This is a genomic window from Streptomyces sp. NBC_01622 (assembly GCF_045209635.1).
Classification (GTDB): domain Bacteria; phylum Actinomycetota; class Actinomycetes; order Streptomycetales; family Streptomycetaceae; genus Streptomyces.
The window spans coordinates 6,820,056-6,835,222 of the sequence record NZ_CP109293.1 but is presented as its reverse complement, the minus strand read 5'-3'; the positions used below and the strand labels follow the sequence as shown (position 1 = coordinate 6,835,222).

13 protein-coding genes are annotated in these 15,167 nt (G+C 70.5%); 8 read left to right on the top strand and 5 right to left on the bottom strand.

Features of this window, described 5'->3' with window-relative positions; translation table 11 throughout:
• The first annotated feature begins 22 nt into the window (after positions 1-22).
• The 3 genes from cofD (at position 23) to OH768_RS31585 (ending at position 3,450) form a co-directional block, all read left to right on the top strand.
• Positions 23-982 carry a 2-phospho-L-lactate transferase gene (cofD, locus tag OH768_RS31595; RefSeq protein ID WP_262064231.1) on the top strand — a complete coding sequence of 320 codons (960 nt, stop codon included), beginning with the start codon at positions 23-25 and terminating at the stop codon, positions 980-982.
• Positions 979-2,295: a coenzyme F420-0:L-glutamate ligase gene (locus OH768_RS31590; RefSeq protein WP_406459227.1), complete on the top strand. Its 1,317-nt coding sequence runs from the start codon at positions 979-981 to the stop codon at positions 2,293-2,295. Before cofD ends, OH768_RS31590 begins: the two co-directional genes overlap by 4 nt.
• 153 nt (positions 2,296-2,448) lie before the next feature.
• Positions 2,449-3,450 carry a DNA-3-methyladenine glycosylase family protein gene (locus tag OH768_RS31585; RefSeq protein ID WP_406459225.1) on the top strand — a complete coding sequence of 334 codons (1,002 nt, stop codon included), beginning with the start codon at positions 2,449-2,451 and terminating at the stop codon, positions 3,448-3,450.
• Between the two features lie 103 nt (positions 3,451-3,553).
• Here OH768_RS31585 and OH768_RS31580 read toward each other — a convergent pair whose 3' ends face one another.
• Complete coding sequence (locus tag OH768_RS31580) at positions 3,554-4,636, bottom strand: sugar phosphate nucleotidyltransferase (RefSeq protein WP_406459223.1); 1,083 nt, start codon at positions 4,634-4,636, stop codon at positions 3,554-3,556.
• A 107-nt stretch (positions 4,637-4,743) separates the two neighbouring features.
• The gene (locus OH768_RS31575; RefSeq protein WP_406459221.1) at positions 4,744-6,063 is read right to left on the bottom strand and encodes a peptidoglycan recognition protein; all 1,320 of its coding nucleotides are present in this window, start codon (positions 6,061-6,063) and stop codon (positions 4,744-4,746) included.
• 128 nt (positions 6,064-6,191) lie between these two features.
• On the opposite strand from OH768_RS31575, the gene OH768_RS31570 reads away from it, so the two are divergent.
• The 3 genes from OH768_RS31570 to OH768_RS31560 all read left to right on the top strand — a co-directional run bounded on the left by OH768_RS31570 (position 6,192) and on the right by OH768_RS31560 (position 10,257).
• Positions 6,192-6,929, top strand: a complete 738-nt coding sequence (locus OH768_RS31570; protein ID WP_406459219.1) for a TIGR03089 family protein — start codon at positions 6,192-6,194, stop codon at positions 6,927-6,929.
• Positions 6,930-7,197: 268 nt separating this feature from the next.
• Positions 7,198-8,322: an LCP family protein gene (locus tag OH768_RS31565; RefSeq protein ID WP_406465516.1), complete on the top strand. Its 1,125-nt coding sequence runs from the start codon at positions 7,198-7,200 to the stop codon at positions 8,320-8,322.
• A 207-nt stretch (positions 8,323-8,529) separates the two neighbouring features.
• Positions 8,530-10,257: an LCP family protein gene (locus tag OH768_RS31560; protein ID WP_406459217.1), complete on the top strand. Its 1,728-nt coding sequence runs from the start codon at positions 8,530-8,532 to the stop codon at positions 10,255-10,257.
• Positions 10,258-10,344: 87 nt separating this feature from the next.
• Here OH768_RS31560 and OH768_RS31555 read toward each other — a convergent pair whose 3' ends face one another.
• Entirely contained in the window at positions 10,345-10,500 is a 156-nt protein-coding gene (locus OH768_RS31555) for a hypothetical protein (protein WP_406459215.1), read from the bottom strand.
• Here OH768_RS31555 and OH768_RS31550 point away from each other — a divergent pair.
• A complete protein-coding gene (locus tag OH768_RS31550; protein WP_406459213.1) occupies positions 10,493-11,935 on the top strand; it encodes an LCP family protein in 1,443 nt (480 codons plus the stop codon). The two genes, OH768_RS31555 and OH768_RS31550, sit on opposite strands and share 8 nt — an antisense overlap.
• Positions 11,936-11,962: 27 nt before the next feature.
• Here OH768_RS31550 and OH768_RS31545 read toward each other — a convergent pair whose 3' ends face one another.
• Positions 11,963-12,997, bottom strand: a complete 1,035-nt coding sequence (locus OH768_RS31545; protein ID WP_406459211.1) for a glycosyltransferase family 2 protein — start codon at positions 12,995-12,997, stop codon at positions 11,963-11,965.
• Positions 12,998-13,123: 126 nt separating this feature from the next.
• Between OH768_RS31545 and OH768_RS31540 the strand changes: the two genes are divergently transcribed.
• Complete coding sequence (locus OH768_RS31540) at positions 13,124-14,578, top strand: LCP family protein (protein WP_406459209.1); 1,455 nt, start codon at positions 13,124-13,126, stop codon at positions 14,576-14,578.
• 28 nt (positions 14,579-14,606) lie between these two features.
• Here the strand turns inward: OH768_RS31540 and OH768_RS31535 are convergent, their stop codons facing one another.
• Positions 14,607-15,131: an acyl-CoA thioesterase gene (locus OH768_RS31535; protein ID WP_406459207.1), complete on the bottom strand. Its 525-nt coding sequence runs from the start codon at positions 15,129-15,131 to the stop codon at positions 14,607-14,609.
• Positions 15,132-15,167: the final 36 nt, after the last annotated feature.

Sequence of the window (15,167 nt, the reverse complement as noted above, 5' to 3'; positions counted from 1 at the left end):
CCCGCCTGCAAGACTTGTGCCCATGCGCATTGTGGTTCTTGCAGGAGGTATCGGTGGTGCCCGGTTCCTGCGCGGTCTTCAGCAGGCCGTGCCGGACGCGGACATCACGGTGATCGGCAACACGGGGGACGACATCCACCTCTTCGGGCTGAAGGTCTGCCCGGACCTCGACACGGTGATGTACACGCTCGGCGGCGGCATCAACGAGGAGCAGGGCTGGGGCCGTGCCGACGAGACCTTCCACCTCAAGGAGGAGCTCGGGGCGTACGGGGTCGGGCCGGAGTGGTTCGGGCTCGGCGACCGGGACTTCGCCACGCACATCGTGCGGACGCAGATGATCGGCGCCGGGTATCCGCTGAGCGCGGTCACCGAGGCGCTGTGCGACCGCTGGCAGCCCGGGGTGCGGCTGATCCCCATGACGGACGACCGCGTCGAGACGCATGTCGCCGTCGAGCTGGACGGCGAACGCAAGGTGATCCACTTCCAGGAGTACTGGGTACGGCTGCGCGCTTCGGTCGCCGCCGAAGCCGTCGTACCGGTCGGGGCCGAGCAGGCCAAGCCCGCGCCCGGCGTCCTGGAGGCGATCGCGGAGGCGGACGTCATCCTCTTCCCGCCGTCCAACCCGATCGTGTCCGTCGGCACCATCCTCGCCGTACCCGGCATCCGGGAGGCGATCGCCGAGGCCGGGGTGCCCGTGGTCGGCCTCTCCCCCATCGTCGGGGACGCGCCCGTGCGCGGGATGGCCGACAAGGTCCTCGCGGCGGTGGGCGTGGAGTCCACGGCGACCGCGGTGGCCGAGCACTACGGCTCCGGGCTGCTCGACGGCTGGCTCGTCGACACCGTGGACGCCGCCTCCGTACCGGACGTCGAGGCGGCCGGGATCCGCTGCCGGGCCGTACCGCTGATGATGACCGACACCGAGGCGACCGCGCGGATGGCGCGGGAGGCGCTGGCGCTGGCGGAGGAGGTGCGGGCCGTATGAGCGAGGAACCGCCGGTGGAGGGTTACCGGGTCTGGGCCGTGCCCGGGATGCCCGAGGTCGCGGCCGGGGACGACCTCGCCAAGCTGATCGCCGCCGCCGAGCCCGGGCTCGTCGACGGGGACGTGCTCCTGGTCACCTCGAAGATCGTGTCCAAGGCGGAGGGGCGGATCGTCGAGGCGGCCGACCGGGAGGCCGCGATCGACGCCGAGACCGTACGGGTCGTGGCGCGGCGCGGCGCTCTGCGGATCGTGGAGAACCGGCAGGGTCTGATCATGGCCGCCGCCGGGGTCGACGCCTCCAACACCCCTGCCGGGACAGTGCTGTTGCTGCCCGAGGACCCGGACGCCTCCGCGCGCGCGATCCGGGACGGCCTGCGGGACGCGCTCGGCGTCGACATCGGCGTCGTCGTCACCGACACCTTCGGGCGGCCCTGGCGCACGGGGCTCACGGACGTCGCGATCGGCGCCGCCGGGGTGCGGGTGCTGGACGATCTGCGCGGGGGCACGGATGTCTACGGCAACCCGCTCAGCGCGACGGTCGTGGCGACCGCCGACGAACTCGCCGCCGCCGGTGATCTCGTCAAGGGCAAGGCCGCGGGGCTGCCGGTCGCGGTGGTGCGGGGGCTGCCGCACGTCGTGACCTCCGAGGGCGACGGGACGGGGGCGCGGGCCATGGTGCGGGGCGGGCGCGACGACATGTTCCGGCTGGGGACGTCGGAGGCGGTACGGGAAGCGGTGACCCAGCGCCGTACGGTACGGGCGTTCACCGACGAGCCGGTCGACCCCGGTGCGGTACGGCGGGCCGTGGCCGCGGCGGTGACCGCGCCGGCGCCGCATCACACGACGCCGTGGCGGTTCGTGCTGCTGGAGTCGGCCGAGTCGCGGGGTGCGTTGCTGGACGCGATGCGGGACGCGTGGGTCGCGGATCTGCGGCGGGACGGGAAGTCCGAGGAGTCCATCGCCAAGCGGGTGCGGCGTGGGGACGTGTTGCGCGGGGCGCCGTATCTCGTGGTGCCGTGTCTCGTCATGGACGGGTCGCACACGTACGGGGACGCGCGGCGGGACGGGGCCGAGCGGGAGATGTTCGTGGTGGCCGTGGGGGCGGGTGTGCAGAACTTCCTGGTGGCGCTTGCCGGGGAGCGGCTGGGGTCGGCGTGGGTGTCTTCGACGATGTTCTGCCGGGATGTCGTGCGGGAGGTGCTGGGGCTGCCGGAGGGGTGGGATCCGATGGGGGCGGTGGCTGTGGGGCATGCGGCCGCGTCGCCTGCGGCTCGGGCTGAGCGGGATGCGTCGGCTTTTGTCGAGGTGCGCTGAATCGCCGTTGGAGCTGTGTTCGTTTGCGGGTGCGGGTCGTATGTCGCTGGTCGCGCCCACGCGGCGGAGCCGCAACTTGACACAGCCCCGCGCCCCTTTGGGCCTAGGCTCCTGACACTCCTCAGGTAACTCACCTCACCCCTGGATCTCACTGTGGCCGGACGTTTCGTTCATCGGCCCACCCGTACAACCGTGCGGGGTGGGGATGTTGTCGTGCCTGGGGGTGTGCCTCGGCAAGTGACCGAAGCGGGACGGGTGCGGCGGTGGGTGCCGGACTGGCCGCTTGATCTCGGGCTGGTGCTCGGGCCGTTGCGGCGGGGGCCCGGGGATCCCACGTTTCGGGCGGACGCGGACGGGTCCCTGTGGCGGGCCAGCCTCACGCCTGTGGGACCTGGAACCTTGCGGGTCACCGCACGGGGCTCGGAAGTTCGCGGCGAGGCCTGGGGGCCCGGCGGTGAGTGGTTGTTGGAGCGGTTTCCGGAGATGCTCGGTGCCGCCGATGACCCCGACGCGTTCGTGCCCCGGCATCGGCTTGTGGCTGTCGCTCAGCACCGGCGGCCGGGGTTGCGGCTGACGCGGACCGGGCTGGTGCTGGAGTCGTTGATTCCGTCGGTGCTGGAGCAGAAGGTGACGACCGACGAGGCGTATCGGGCCTGGCGGTCGCTGGTGCGGAAGTTCGGGTCACCCGCGCCGGGGCCCGTCGGCGGGCGGATGTGGGTGATGCCGGCGCCGCGCGCGTGGGCGTTGATTCCGTCCTGGGAGTGGCACCGGGCCGGGGTCGACGACAAGCGGGCGTCGACGATCCTGCGTGCCGTACGGGTCGCCGCGCGGCTGGAGCAGGCGGTGTCGATGCCGGCGGAGGAGGCGCGGGCCCGGCTGGAGGTCGTGCCGGGGGTGGGGCCGTGGACGTCCGCGGAGACCGTGCAGCGGAGTCATGGGGCGGCGGACGCGGTGACCGTGGGGGATCTGCATCTGCCGGGGATCGTGGGGTGGGCGCTCGCCGGGGACCGGGACGCGGACGACGCGGTGATGCTGTCGTTGCTGGAGCCGTATGCGGGGCAGCGGCATCGGGCGGCCCGGTTGATTCTGCTGAGCGGGCGGACCCCGGCTCGGCGGGCGCCGAAGATGCCTCGCGGGGACATCGGGAAGTTGTGAGCGTGCGGGTGGGTGGGGGCGGGCGTCCCTGGGGACTCTGCCCCCCAGACCCCCGTGCCTATGCCCACCCACCACCCGACTCGGCAAGTCGAAAAGTCCCCTCCTACTGGTCCGAAGAGAACCGCACCGCCCCCGCCGGAATCCGCGCGTCGCACCACACCCGCATGCCGTCCCGGAGTTCGTTGTCGGCGCCGATGACCGCGCCGTCGCCGATGACCGTGCCGGTGAGGACGGAGCGTTCGCCGACACGGGCCCGGGTGCCGATGAGGGAGTCGGTGATGACGGCGCCGGGTTCGATGACGGCGCCGGGGAGGATCGTCGAGCCGAAGACCCGCGCGCCCTCCGCCACGAACGCGCCCTCGCCCACCACCGTGCCGCCCGTCAGCTTGGCGTCGGGGGCGACCCGGGCCGTGGGCAGGACCAGACGGTCGCCGCAGCGGCCGGGGATCGCGGGGGACGGGGCGCGGCCCAGGACCAGGTCCGCCGAGCCGCGGACGAAGGCCGCCGGGGTGCCGAGGTCCAGCCAGTACGTCGAGTCCACCAGGCCCTGGAGGTGGGCGCCGGCGGCGAGGAGGTCCGGGAAGGTCTCCCGTTCCACCGACACCGGGCGGCCCGCCGGGATCGTGTCGATGACCGAGCGGCGGAAGACGTACGCCCCCGCGTTGATCTGGTCGGTGACGATCTCCTCGGGGGTCTGCGGTTTCTCCAGGAAGGCCAGGACGCGGCCGGTCTCGTCGGTGGGGACCAGGCCGTAGGCACGCGGGTCGGTGACCTTCGTGAGGTGGAGGGAGACGTCCGCGCCGGTCGCCTCGTGGGTGTCCACCAGGGCCCTGATGTTCAGGCCGGTCAGGATGTCGCCGTTGAAGATCAGGACCGGGTCGTCGGGGGCCGAGTGGAGGCGCGGGGCCACGTTGCGGATGGCGCCGCCCGTGCCGAGGGGCTCGTCCTCCGTGACGTACTCGATGTGGAGGCCGAGGGCCGAACCGTCACCGAAGTGCGGTTCGAACACCTCCGCCAGATAGGAAGTGGCCAGGACGATGTGTTCCACGCCCGCCGCTCTCGCCCGCGCCAGCTGATGCGTGAGGAACGGCACCCCCGCCGCCCTGACCATCGGCTTCGGGGTGTGCACCGTGAGGGGGCGCAGCCTGGTGCCCTTGCCGCCGACCAGGAGGATCGCTTCTGTCACCTGTCGTCTCTGCTTCCTGCCGGGACCGGCCGAACTGTCCATTTCGGCCGGCCAGTGTATGCGGACCGTGCACGCGTCCCGCAGACCCTTCCCCGGCACCCCCGCCGTCAGCGGCCCTGGAACCGGGCCGACGTGGAGCGGGCCGAGCCGAGCCTGCCGTAGAGCTGCCGTCCTGGGCACTCCGTGGCGAAACCGTCCCGATGGCCGGAGATCGCGTTGAGTCGTACGTTCTTTCCTTTTCGGTAGAGATTGCCACCACCGGACTTCAGGTATGTCTTGCCGCGCGGATTGACTCCGTAGAGCCCGAGCTTCCACGCGGCGAGGCGGGCGATGGCCGTCATTGCCGCCGAGGACGGTTTGGCGGTGCCGAAGGTTCCGAGGACGGCGATCCCCGTGCTGTTCGTGTTGAAACCGAGGGTGTGTGCGCCCCGGACCGGCTTCGCCACTCCCCCGGCGCGCCCCTCGTAGATGTTTCCGCACTGGTCGACGAGGAAGTTGTAGCCGATGTCGCGCCAGCCACTGCTCTTGACGTGGTAGCGGTAGATACCGCGAATGACTGAAGGGGCTTGCGAGCAGCTGTAGTTGTTGCCGGAGGCGGTGTGGTGCACGAAGACCGCCTTGACCTTCTTCGTGTACACGAACCCCTTCTCCCGCAGCTTCTCGTCGGCGCCCCAGCCGCGCCGGGTGATGATGCGCGGGCGCGGCCCGATGTACGGCTTGGACCGGCCGTACCTCGTGACCGCCTCCCGCTCGGTGGCCGCCCGGCTCAGCGCCGGGAGCTCGGTGGCGGCGAGGGGCAGGGCGGCGCGGCGGGCGGGCGCGCGGGCGCCCGCGGCCGGGGGTTCCGCGCCCGGGTCCACGAGTTCCAGGTGCAGTCCGGTGGGGAGCGCGGACGCCTGGTCTCCTACGGCCCGTGTCGCGCCCCGGTCCGCTCTTACGCGTACGTCCACTCCGTCCGAGTCGCCCACCCACAGCGGAGCCGTGGAGCCGTGGACGTGGCCCGAATCGCGTTCGGCGGTGCCGGGGTCGGCACCGTGGTCCTCGTTGTGGGTGTCGACGTCCTGCCAGCCGGACCACTGACCGGTGCCGGTGGCCCGGGTGCGGACCTGGACCCGGCCGCGCAGTTCCGTGTCCGGGTCGTCCCAGGTGACGCCGACGAGGGCGAAGCGGTGGATGTCGTCGCGGGTCAGGCCCTGTTCGGGGGCCGCGCCCCGGGTGCGGTCGCGGGTGGTGGGGGCGAGGGGCAGCGACTGGGTGCTGCCGGGGAGGTCCGGTTCGGCGGCCGTCGGCGCGGATCTCGCGCCGCTCGTCGGCTGCGCCGCCCGAGCCGGAGCCTTGGTCGGCACGGCGGCTGCGGGCAGGGTGAGCGGGAGGGCCAGTGCGGCGGCGCAGGTGACGCCGATCGAGGAAGCAAGAAATCCACGCATGCCCCTGATCCTGAACATAGTCTTATATATCTGTCTATTTGGGATCTGACGGACCGTCGGCTGCCGTTCGTCCGAACCGGTGGTCCCGCACTGCGGGTACGGTCGCGCGCCCGCGTACGCTTTCGCGGGTGAACGCCACCGATCGCACCCCTGCCGACCTGCTGCGTTCCGCGCTCGCCGCGGATCCCGGCCGCCCCCTGGTGACCTTCTACGACGACGCCACGGGGGAACGTGTCGAATTGTCCGTGGCCACCTTCGCCAATTGGGTGGCCAAGACCGCGAATCTCCTTCAGGGGGATCTTGGGGCGGGGCCCGGTGATCGGGTCGTCTTGTTGCTGCCGGCGCACTGGCAGACGGCGGTGTGGTTGCTGGCGTGTTCGTCGGTGGGGGTGGTCGCGGACGTGGACGGGGATCCTGCGGCGGCCGACGTGGTCGTGAGCGGGCCCGACTCGCTGGAAGCGGCTCGGGCTTGCGGTGGGGAGCGGGTGGCTCTTGCGCTGCGGCCTCTTGGGGGGCGGTTTCCGCAGACTCCGGCCGGGTTCGCCGACTATGCCGTCGAGGTGCCGAGCCAGGGGGATCGGTTCGTGGCGTTCTCGCCGGTCGATCCTGAGGATCCCGCCCTGGTCGTGGGCGGGGTGGAGTTGACAGGTGTGCAGGTTGTCGAGCGGGCTCGGGCCGACGGCGAGGCGGGGGCCCGGGTGTTGTCCGGGCTGTCGTACGACACCTGGGAGGGGTTGAGTGCGGGGTTGTATGCGCCGCTGGCCTCCGGGGGGTCCGTGGTGTTGTGCCGGAATCTCGATCAGCTGGGCGAGGGGGCTTTGGCGAAGCGCGTTGAGAGTGAGCGGGTGACTGTGACGCGCTACTGAAGGGGGTGGCGGGGGTCGTACGGCGGGTGCGGGTCCGTTGTGGCCGGTCGCGCAGTTCCCCGCGCCCCCCAGGTACATCCAGTCACCCGAATGGACCCCCACCGTCCGCCTCCCCACCCCATCCACGCCATGGTCGTAAGAGCAGAACCACACGCAGGACCACGCGCTCGCACGACGGCCATGAGGGGTGGAACCGCACGTGTTCGACGACACCGCAGGAGGGGTTCTCGGGCCGGGTGCGGGGGCTTCCGCTTCCGGGGCGGGGCTTGTGCGGCGGCGGCGTCGGCGGTGGGTGCGTGGGGTGGGGCTCGGGGTCGGCGTGGTCGTTCTCGGGACCGTCGGGGCCGGGTGGGCCGTCTACGCGAAGCTCGACGGGAACATCACGCCGGACAACGCCGCCGCGGCCGAGCTCGCCCGGTACGAGAAGGAGCGGCCCACCGCCCTCGTGAAGGGGGCGCAGAACATTCTGCTCATCGGGTCCGACTCGCGGTCCGGGGACGGGAACGCGAAGTACGGGCGGGACTCGGGGACCGAGCGGTCGGACACGACGATCCTGTTGCATCTGGCGGCCGACCGGCGCAGCGCCACCGCGGTGTCCTTGCCGCGGGATCTGATGGTGGATGTGCCGGGGTGTCTGCGGCCGGACGGGACGCGGACCGAGCCGATGTTCGCGATGTTCAACTACGCGTTCCAGGTGGGGGGTTCGGGGTGCACGATCCGGACCGTGGAGAAGCTGACCGACGTGCGGATCGACCATCACATGGTGGTGGACTTCCATGGGTTCAAGGACATGGTCGATGCTGTTGATGGGGTGGAGGTCTGTCTTAAAGCGCCTATTCGCGACAAGGCTGCCAAGTTGAGGCTGCCGGCGGGGCGGGTCACGCTCGACGGGGAGCAGGCGCTCGGGTACGTGCGGGCGCGGAAGTCGCTGGGGAACGGCAGTGACACCGACCGGATGGACCGTCAGCAGCGATTCCTGGGCGCACTTGTCAACAAGGTGCAGAGCGACGACGTGCTGTTCAATCCGGCGAAGTTGTATCCGGTGCTGGACGCCGCCACCTCGTCCCTGACGACCGATCCGGATCTCGCGAGTCTGCGCGGACTGTACGAACTGGTGCGCGACGTACGGGACATCCCCACCGAACATGTGCAATTCCTCACCGTTCCGCGGGAGTCGTACATCTATAACGCGAATCGCGACCAACTCGTGGAGCCCGAGGCCGAAAAGCTGTTCGCCCGGATTCGTACGGACGCGACGGTCGCGGTGACCGGGGAAGTTCCCGAAGTTCCACGGGATTCCGGTGCAAACGCCCCTAATCCGGCGCCCGGTTCGGGGGCCACGTCCGCGCCGACATTTCGCGGGAACACCGCCGCCGAGGACGGCTGCGGGTAAAGCGCACACCAAGTCGACGAACTTCTGTTCCGAAAAATAGGGCGGATTGACCGGTTGTAGGGACGTGGAATTTGTCACCGCCGTCACTTGACGCTCAACTGGCCGGATAGTGTGAGCGATCCGGTGTGCTTGCGCACCGGATGAACGAGACCCGAGCGCCTGAAGGGGGAAGGCGCCGCGTGGCCCCGACGGAGGATTCGGTAAACCGTGGACGCGCAAGGCCGTAGGCGGGCGGACAACATCGACCCCGCAGACCAGTGGGTACTCAATCCGAACACTGGTGAATACGAACTGCGACTGACTCCTTCCACACCGCAGTCAGCGGTGCCGGGGCCCCGTAGAGCCACTGCGCAGAACCGCAGCGTGGCGGCGCCGGAGCGGGAGACGGTCCCGAGGACCCCCGGGCGTGAGGTGCCTGCGCCGCGCAGACGGCGGGGCGCGCCCGAGGAGCCACCCGCCCGGCGCGGTCGCCGGCCGGTGAAGAAGAAGGCCAAGGGCAAGAAGATCCTGATGTGGACCGGCGGCGGTCTGGCCTTCGTGCTGGTGGCCGTCTCCGCGGCCGGCTACCTCTACATCAAGCACCTCAACGACAACATCACGGCCGTCTCCGACGACGGCGCGAGCACCGGTGGCTTCAGCAAGGGCAAGGCCATCAACCTGCTGGTGATCGGCACCGACAAACGCACGGGCGCGGGCAACGAGGGCTACGGCGACGCCGGCAGCGTCGGCCACGCGGACACCACGATCCTGCTGCACGTGTCCAAGGACCGCTCGAACGCGACCGCGCTCAGCATCCCCCGTGACCTGATCACCGATGTCCCGGACTGTCCTACGACCCAGTCGGACGGCACGTCGAAGGTCATCCCGGGCTCGACGGGCGTCCGCTTCAACACCAGCCTCGGCCAGAGCGGCCGCACGCCCAGCTGCACGGTGCGCACCGTCACCGAGCTGACCGGGATCCAGCCCGACGACTTCATGGTGGCCGACTTCAACGCCGTGAAGACGCTGACGGACGCCGTCGGCGGTGTCGAGGTCTGTCTGGCGAAGAACATCGACGACTCGGACTCGCATCTGAAGCTGTCCAAGGGCACGCACAATCTCACGGGCGAGCAGGCGCTGGCCTTCGTGCGGACCCGGCACTCGGTGGGCTTCGGCGGTGACCTGAGCCGGATCACGCTGCAGCAGCAGTTCCTGAGCGCGCTGATGCGGAAGCTGAAGTCCAACTCCACGCTCACCAACCCCGCGAAGATGCTGAAGCTGGCGGAGGCCGGCACCAAGGCGCTGACCGTCGACGACAACCTCGACAGCATAAGCAAGCTGAAGGACCTCGGTCTGGAGCTGGGCAAGCTCAACCCGAAGAACCTGACCTTCACCACCGTGCCGGTCGTCGACAACCCGGCGGAGAAGACCCCGGTGACGGTCGTCCTCAACAACACGACCGCCCCGCAGGTGTTCTCGCTGATCAAGAGCGACACCTCCTTCACCGCGGTCAAGCAGAAGGCCGCGAAGGAGAAGGCCGCCGTGGCCGCCCGGCTCAAGGGCACCAAGTCCGCCGCCTCCGCGGTGCGGGTGCGGATCCTCAACGGAGGGGCCGTCGCCGGCAGCGCACAGGAAACTCTTACGTGGCTGCAGAATGATGAGGGCGTGCTCAAGTCCGAGAACGCGGGCAACGCTCCGGCGGCGCTCGCGAAGACGACCCTCGAGTACGCACCCGACCAGGCGGACCAGGCTCGACGGCTCGCCGCCATCATGGGCCTCTCGGGGTCCGCGATGAAGCCGGGCAAGAGTGTGCAGAACTCCCAGGGGCTGCCGGCGATGACGCTGACCCTGGGCAAGGACTTCAAGGGAGCCGGCGTTCCGCTCACCTCGACCGCGGGGTCGACGCCGGAGGGGGTCCAGAAGTCCACGGCGGACAAGGTTGAGTGCGCCAAGTAAGTGACCACACGGGTCCGTTCCGCGTCTAACGGGGCGCGGGGCGGACCCGTGCGTCAGGGCGCGGCGTGGGAGGGGTGGGGACTTGACTCAGAGCAGCGTGCGTGGGGAGGTGCCGGCGGTTGAGGACACGATGTCGCTCACACCGGCGGACGGGAAGAGACGGGCGGACGGTGGCAGGGGCAGACGCAAGGGCGGTAGACGCCGGGCGTTGCGCTGGTCGGCGACCGTTCTCGCGGTGGTCATACTCGGGACGGCCGGCGCCGGATACCTGTACTACCAGCACCTCAACAACAACATAAAGAAAGACCCCCTGAACCTCGGGGACGAGAAGGACCGGGCTGCCGCGTCCAAGGCCAACGCGGCCGGGCAGACCCCGCTGAACATCCTGCTGATCGGTTCGGACGCGCGGGACTCCGCGGAGAACCAGAAGCTCGGCGGCGCGAAGGACACCTTCGGGTCCCCGGCCCGCGCCGACGTCCAGATGCTGCTGCACGTCTCGGCCGACCGCTCGAACATGTCGGTCGTGAGCATGCCGCGCGACACCTTGGTGGACATCCCCAAGTGCACGGACCCGGACACCGGCAAGAAGTACGCGGCCGAGACGAACGTCATCACCAACGACTCGCTGGGCCGCGGCGGCCCCGGCTGTACGGTGGCGACCTGGGAGAAGCTGACCGACATCCACATCGACCACTTCATGATGGTCGACTTCTCGGGTGTGGTGTCGATGGCGGACGCGATCGGCGGGGTGCCGGTCTGTGTGAAGGCCAACGTCTACTCGCACACGTCCTCGGGCAAGGGCTCCGGTCTGAAGCTGAAGGCGGGCACTACACCGGTCAAGGGCAAACAGGCCCTCCAATGGCTGCGCACGCGCTACGGCTTCGAGGACGACACCGACATCGCGCGGACCAAGGCCCAGCACCAGTACATGAACTCGATGGTCCGCCAGCTGCGTGAGAACGCCACGCTGAGCAACCCGGGCAAGCTGCGCAGCCTCGCCGAGACGGCCACCAAGGCGATCACGGTCGACAACGGTCTCGGGACCGTGGCCAAGCTGTACGACCTGAGCAAGGAACTGAAGAAGGTTCCGACCAAGCGGATCACCATGACGACGATGCCTTGGGAGTACTCGGGCAGCAGCGGCCGGGTGGTGCCCAGGCCGGCCGACGCGGCGCAGCTCTTCCGGCTGGTCCGTGAGGACATCGCGCTGGACGGCAAGGACAAGAAGAAGACGACCGCGGTGAAGGCGTCCACCGATCCGGCCGCCGCCGACGACCAGATCGCCGTACAGGTGGAGAACGGCACCCGCACCAGCACGACGAGCGCGGTACGGGGGCGGGCGACCGCGGTGGCCCAGCTCCTCGTCGGCAAGGGCTTCAAGGAGGCGGTGGCGGACTCGTCGGCGATCCTCAGCGAGGCCAGGACGGTCGTCCGATATCCGAGCGCCGATCTGGAGGGCGACGCCCAGCGGGTCGCCAAGGCGCTCGGCATCCCGACGAGCGCGGTGAAGAAGTCCACGAGCGTCTCCGGGGTCACCCTGGTCGTCGGCGCGGACTGGAGCACCGGCACCACGTACAAGGCACCGGCCGAGGACAACACGACACCGGCGTCGGCCGCCGCCCTCAACGGCTCGGACACCACGGCGTGCATGGACATCGACCCGAACTACGTCTGGTAGCGGTCCGGGCCGTCGTCATGGCGGTGCTCAGCTGTTGGACGGGCTGAGCACCGCGGGCCGCCGGGAGGCGATGACGCGCTTCGCAAGGGACTTGGGGCTGGTGAGGAAGCCGTAGCCCCACGACATGTGCATGGTGGCGAGGGCGACCGGGATCTGCAGGCGGGCCTTCAGCGAGAGGCCCTTGCCCGCCGGGAGGGAGCCCAGCGCGATCGCCGCGAGATAGCCGCCCGGGATCAGGAAGCCCCAGGGCGTCAGGGCGGCGCCGACCACGAGGCCGGCCGCGATCGCGCACACGGCGGTCGGCGGGGCGAGGTAGCGCAGGTTGATGGAGCCCTCGTGGTAGCGGGCGACGACGTGCCGCCAGCGGCCGTAGTCCTTGTACTGCTTGGCCAGTGCCTTCACGCTCGGCCGCGGCCGGTACGACACCTTCAGCTCCGGCGAGAACCAGATCAGGCCGCCCGCCTCGCGGATGCGGAAGTTCAGCTCCCAGTCCTGGGCGCGGATGAACTCCTCGTTGTAACCGCCCTGTTGCTCCAGCGCCTCGCGCCGGAACACCCCGAGGTAGACCGTCTCGGCGGAGCCGGCCTCGCCGCCCGTGTGGAAGGCCGCGTTGCCCACGCCGATCTTCGAGGTCATCGCGGCGGCGACCGCGTCCTCCCAGGCGTTCTCGCCCTCGGCGTGCATGATGCCGCCGACGTTCTGCGCGCCGGTCTCCTCCAGGAGCCGTACGGCGGTGGCGATGTAGTTCGGCGAGAGCATGCCGTGGCCGTCGACGCGGACGACGATCGGATGGCGGGAGGCCTTGATCGCGGCGTTGAGGGCGGCGGGTGTGCGGCCGGCCGGGTTCGGGACGGTGTGGACACGGGGGTCTTCGCGCACGAGCTCGGCCGCGATCTCGTCCGTGCGGTCCTTCGAGGGACCGAGGGCGAGCACGACCTCCATCTCGCCGGCGTACTCCTGCGCGAGGATCGCTTGGACGGCTCCGCGCAGATGCCGCTCCTCGTCGAGGACGGGCATGATCACAGAAACGGCGGGGAGTCGCACGTCGGGCTTGGCGTTCATAGGGGGCTCACGTTACCGCGAACGGGGGACACGGACGCGCCCCGCCCGGGCGGCTGCGGTGGTATCAGATCGTATGGGCCTACGGTGCTCAAGATCCCACGTACGGCCCTCGCGGAGGTGTCCCCCATGCCCACGCCGCCCCGCCGCTCCCCCGCCGCCCGTCCACCGCGGCGCCGCCCACGGCCCCCCGTACGGCCGAAGAAGCCGCGCTGGGCCATGCGGACGGCGACGACGCTGTCCGTGGTGGTGCTCGCCTCCGCCGGGATCGGGCACGCGGTGGTCAGCAGCCTCGACGCGGACATCGCCCGCGTCGACCCCTTCAAGGACATGAAGAACCGGCCGCGGGCGGGCCACGGCATGAACGTCCTGCTCGTCGGCACCGACGGCCGGGACAAGATCACCGAGGACGAGCGGCACAAGTACCACCTCGGCGGCGCCCCCTGTCACTGCACCGACACCATCATGATCGTGCACATCTCGGAGGACCGGGAGCGGGCCAGCGTGGTCAGCCTGCCGCGCGACTCCTACGCCGAGACGCCCCCGCACACCGACCGGACCACCGGCGAACGCCACGGCCCGCACCCCGTCAAGCTCAACGCGGCGTACGCGGAGGGCGGCCCCAACCTCACCGTGCAGACCGTCGAGAGCATGACCCACGTGAAGATCGACCACTACCTGGAGGTCGACTTCACCAGCTTCATGAAGACGGTCGACGTCCTGGGCGGAGTGAAGATCTGCACCGCCGAACCCTTGAAGGACTCGTACACCGGCCTCGATCTCCCCGCCGGATCGCACACCCTGATGGGCGGTCAGGCCCTCCAGTACGTCCGCTCCCGGCACGTCGACGGCGCCTCCGACCTCGGCCGGATGAAGCGCCAGCAGCGTTTCCTGGCGGCGCTGATCGACCAGGCCACCTCCTCCGGGGTGCTGCTGAACCCGCTGAAGTTCCGCGACGTGACCCGCGCCGTGCTCGGCTCGGTCCGCGCCGACAAGGGCTTCGGCACCGACGAACTCCTCGACCTCGGCCGCGCGATGCGCTCCTTCTCGCCGTCCTCCTCCGAGTTCACCACCGTGCCCATCGGGCAGATGGGACACGTCGTGAAGGGCATCGGCTCCACCCTGAAGTGGGACGAGCCGAAAGCGGCGAAGCTCTTCGAGTCCCTGCGCGACGACAAGCCGCTGACCGTGCCCCGGGCGCCGCGCGCCAATGCCGTGAAGGTGGATGTGGCCCCGCAGCAGATCCGGGTCCAGGTGGAGAACGGGACGGCGACCGCCGGCCTCGGCAAGCGGGTCGACGCGGCACTGGCGGCGACCGGCTTCCGTACGACGCACCAGCCGGCGAGCGCCGCCGACCACGCCGTACGACGGACGGTCGTCGCCTACGACCCCCGCTGGGACCGGTCCGCGAAGTCCCTCGCGGCGGCGCTGCCCGGGAGCGAGCTGCGGGCGGTGAAGGGTCAGGGGCCGCTGCTGAAGGTGATCGCCGGGAGCGACTTCAACCAGGTCACTCGGGTGCGGGCGGCGGATGTGCAGCAGGGCGAGTTCGGGGTGGTGGCGGGGGACGAGGTGGGCTGCTCGTAACGGCGCCGGTGCCGGGCCTCAGCCGCCCTCAGTCGTCGAGGCCCTCCGCCGCCCGCTTCTCGCGCAGTTCCATGATGGCGCGGCGGCGGGACAGGCGGTGGGTGCGGCGGATCTGGGCCTCCTGGCAGCGGCGCTCGTCGCGCTCGGTCTCCGGGATCACCGGCGGTACGGGCCGGGGCTTGCCGTCGGCGTCGACGGCGGCGAACACCAGATACGCCGAGCCGACCTGGGTGGCCGGGGTCGACTCGTTCCACCGCTCGGCCAGGACCCGCACACCGACCTCCATCGAGGTCCGGCCGGTCCAGTTGACCTGCGCCTTCACATGGACGAGGTCGCCGACCCGGACCGGTTCCAGGAACGCCATCTCGTCCATCGACGCGGTGACGGCCGGGCCGCCGCTGTGCCGCCCGGCGACCGCGCCCGCCGCGTCGTCGACCAGCTTCATGATCACACCGCCGTGCACGGTCCCCAGCAGGTTCGTGTCGGCGTTGGTCATGATGTGGCTGAGGGTGGTCCGGGAGGCGGACGTCGGCTTGCCCGGCAGATCTGTCATGGACGCCACCCTATGCCGAGCGGATATCTGCGGACT

Bases quoted from the DNA above. Each gene is read 5' to 3' on its own strand.
- OH768_RS31590 (WP_406459227.1), top strand. From the start codon at position 979: ATGAGCGAGGAACCGCCGGTGGAGGGTTACCGGGTCTGGGCCGTGCCC.
- OH768_RS31545 (WP_406459211.1), bottom strand. From the start codon at position 12,997: ATGAACGCCAAGCCCGACGTGCGACTCCCCGCCGTTTCTGTGATCATG.
- cofD (WP_262064231.1), top strand. From the start codon at position 23: ATGCGCATTGTGGTTCTTGCAGGAGGTATCGGTGGTGCCCGGTTCCTG.
- OH768_RS31575 (WP_406459221.1), bottom strand. From the start codon at position 6,063: ATGCGTGGATTTCTTGCTTCCTCGATCGGCGTCACCTGCGCCGCCGCA.
- OH768_RS31540 (WP_406459209.1), top strand. From the start codon at position 13,124: ATGCCCACGCCGCCCCGCCGCTCCCCCGCCGCCCGTCCACCGCGGCGC.
- OH768_RS31535 (WP_406459207.1), bottom strand. From the start codon at position 15,131: ATGACAGATCTGCCGGGCAAGCCGACGTCCGCCTCCCGGACCACCCTC.
- OH768_RS31555 (WP_406459215.1), bottom strand. From the start codon at position 10,500: ATGACCACCGCGAGAACGGTCGCCGACCAGCGCAACGCCCGGCGTCTA.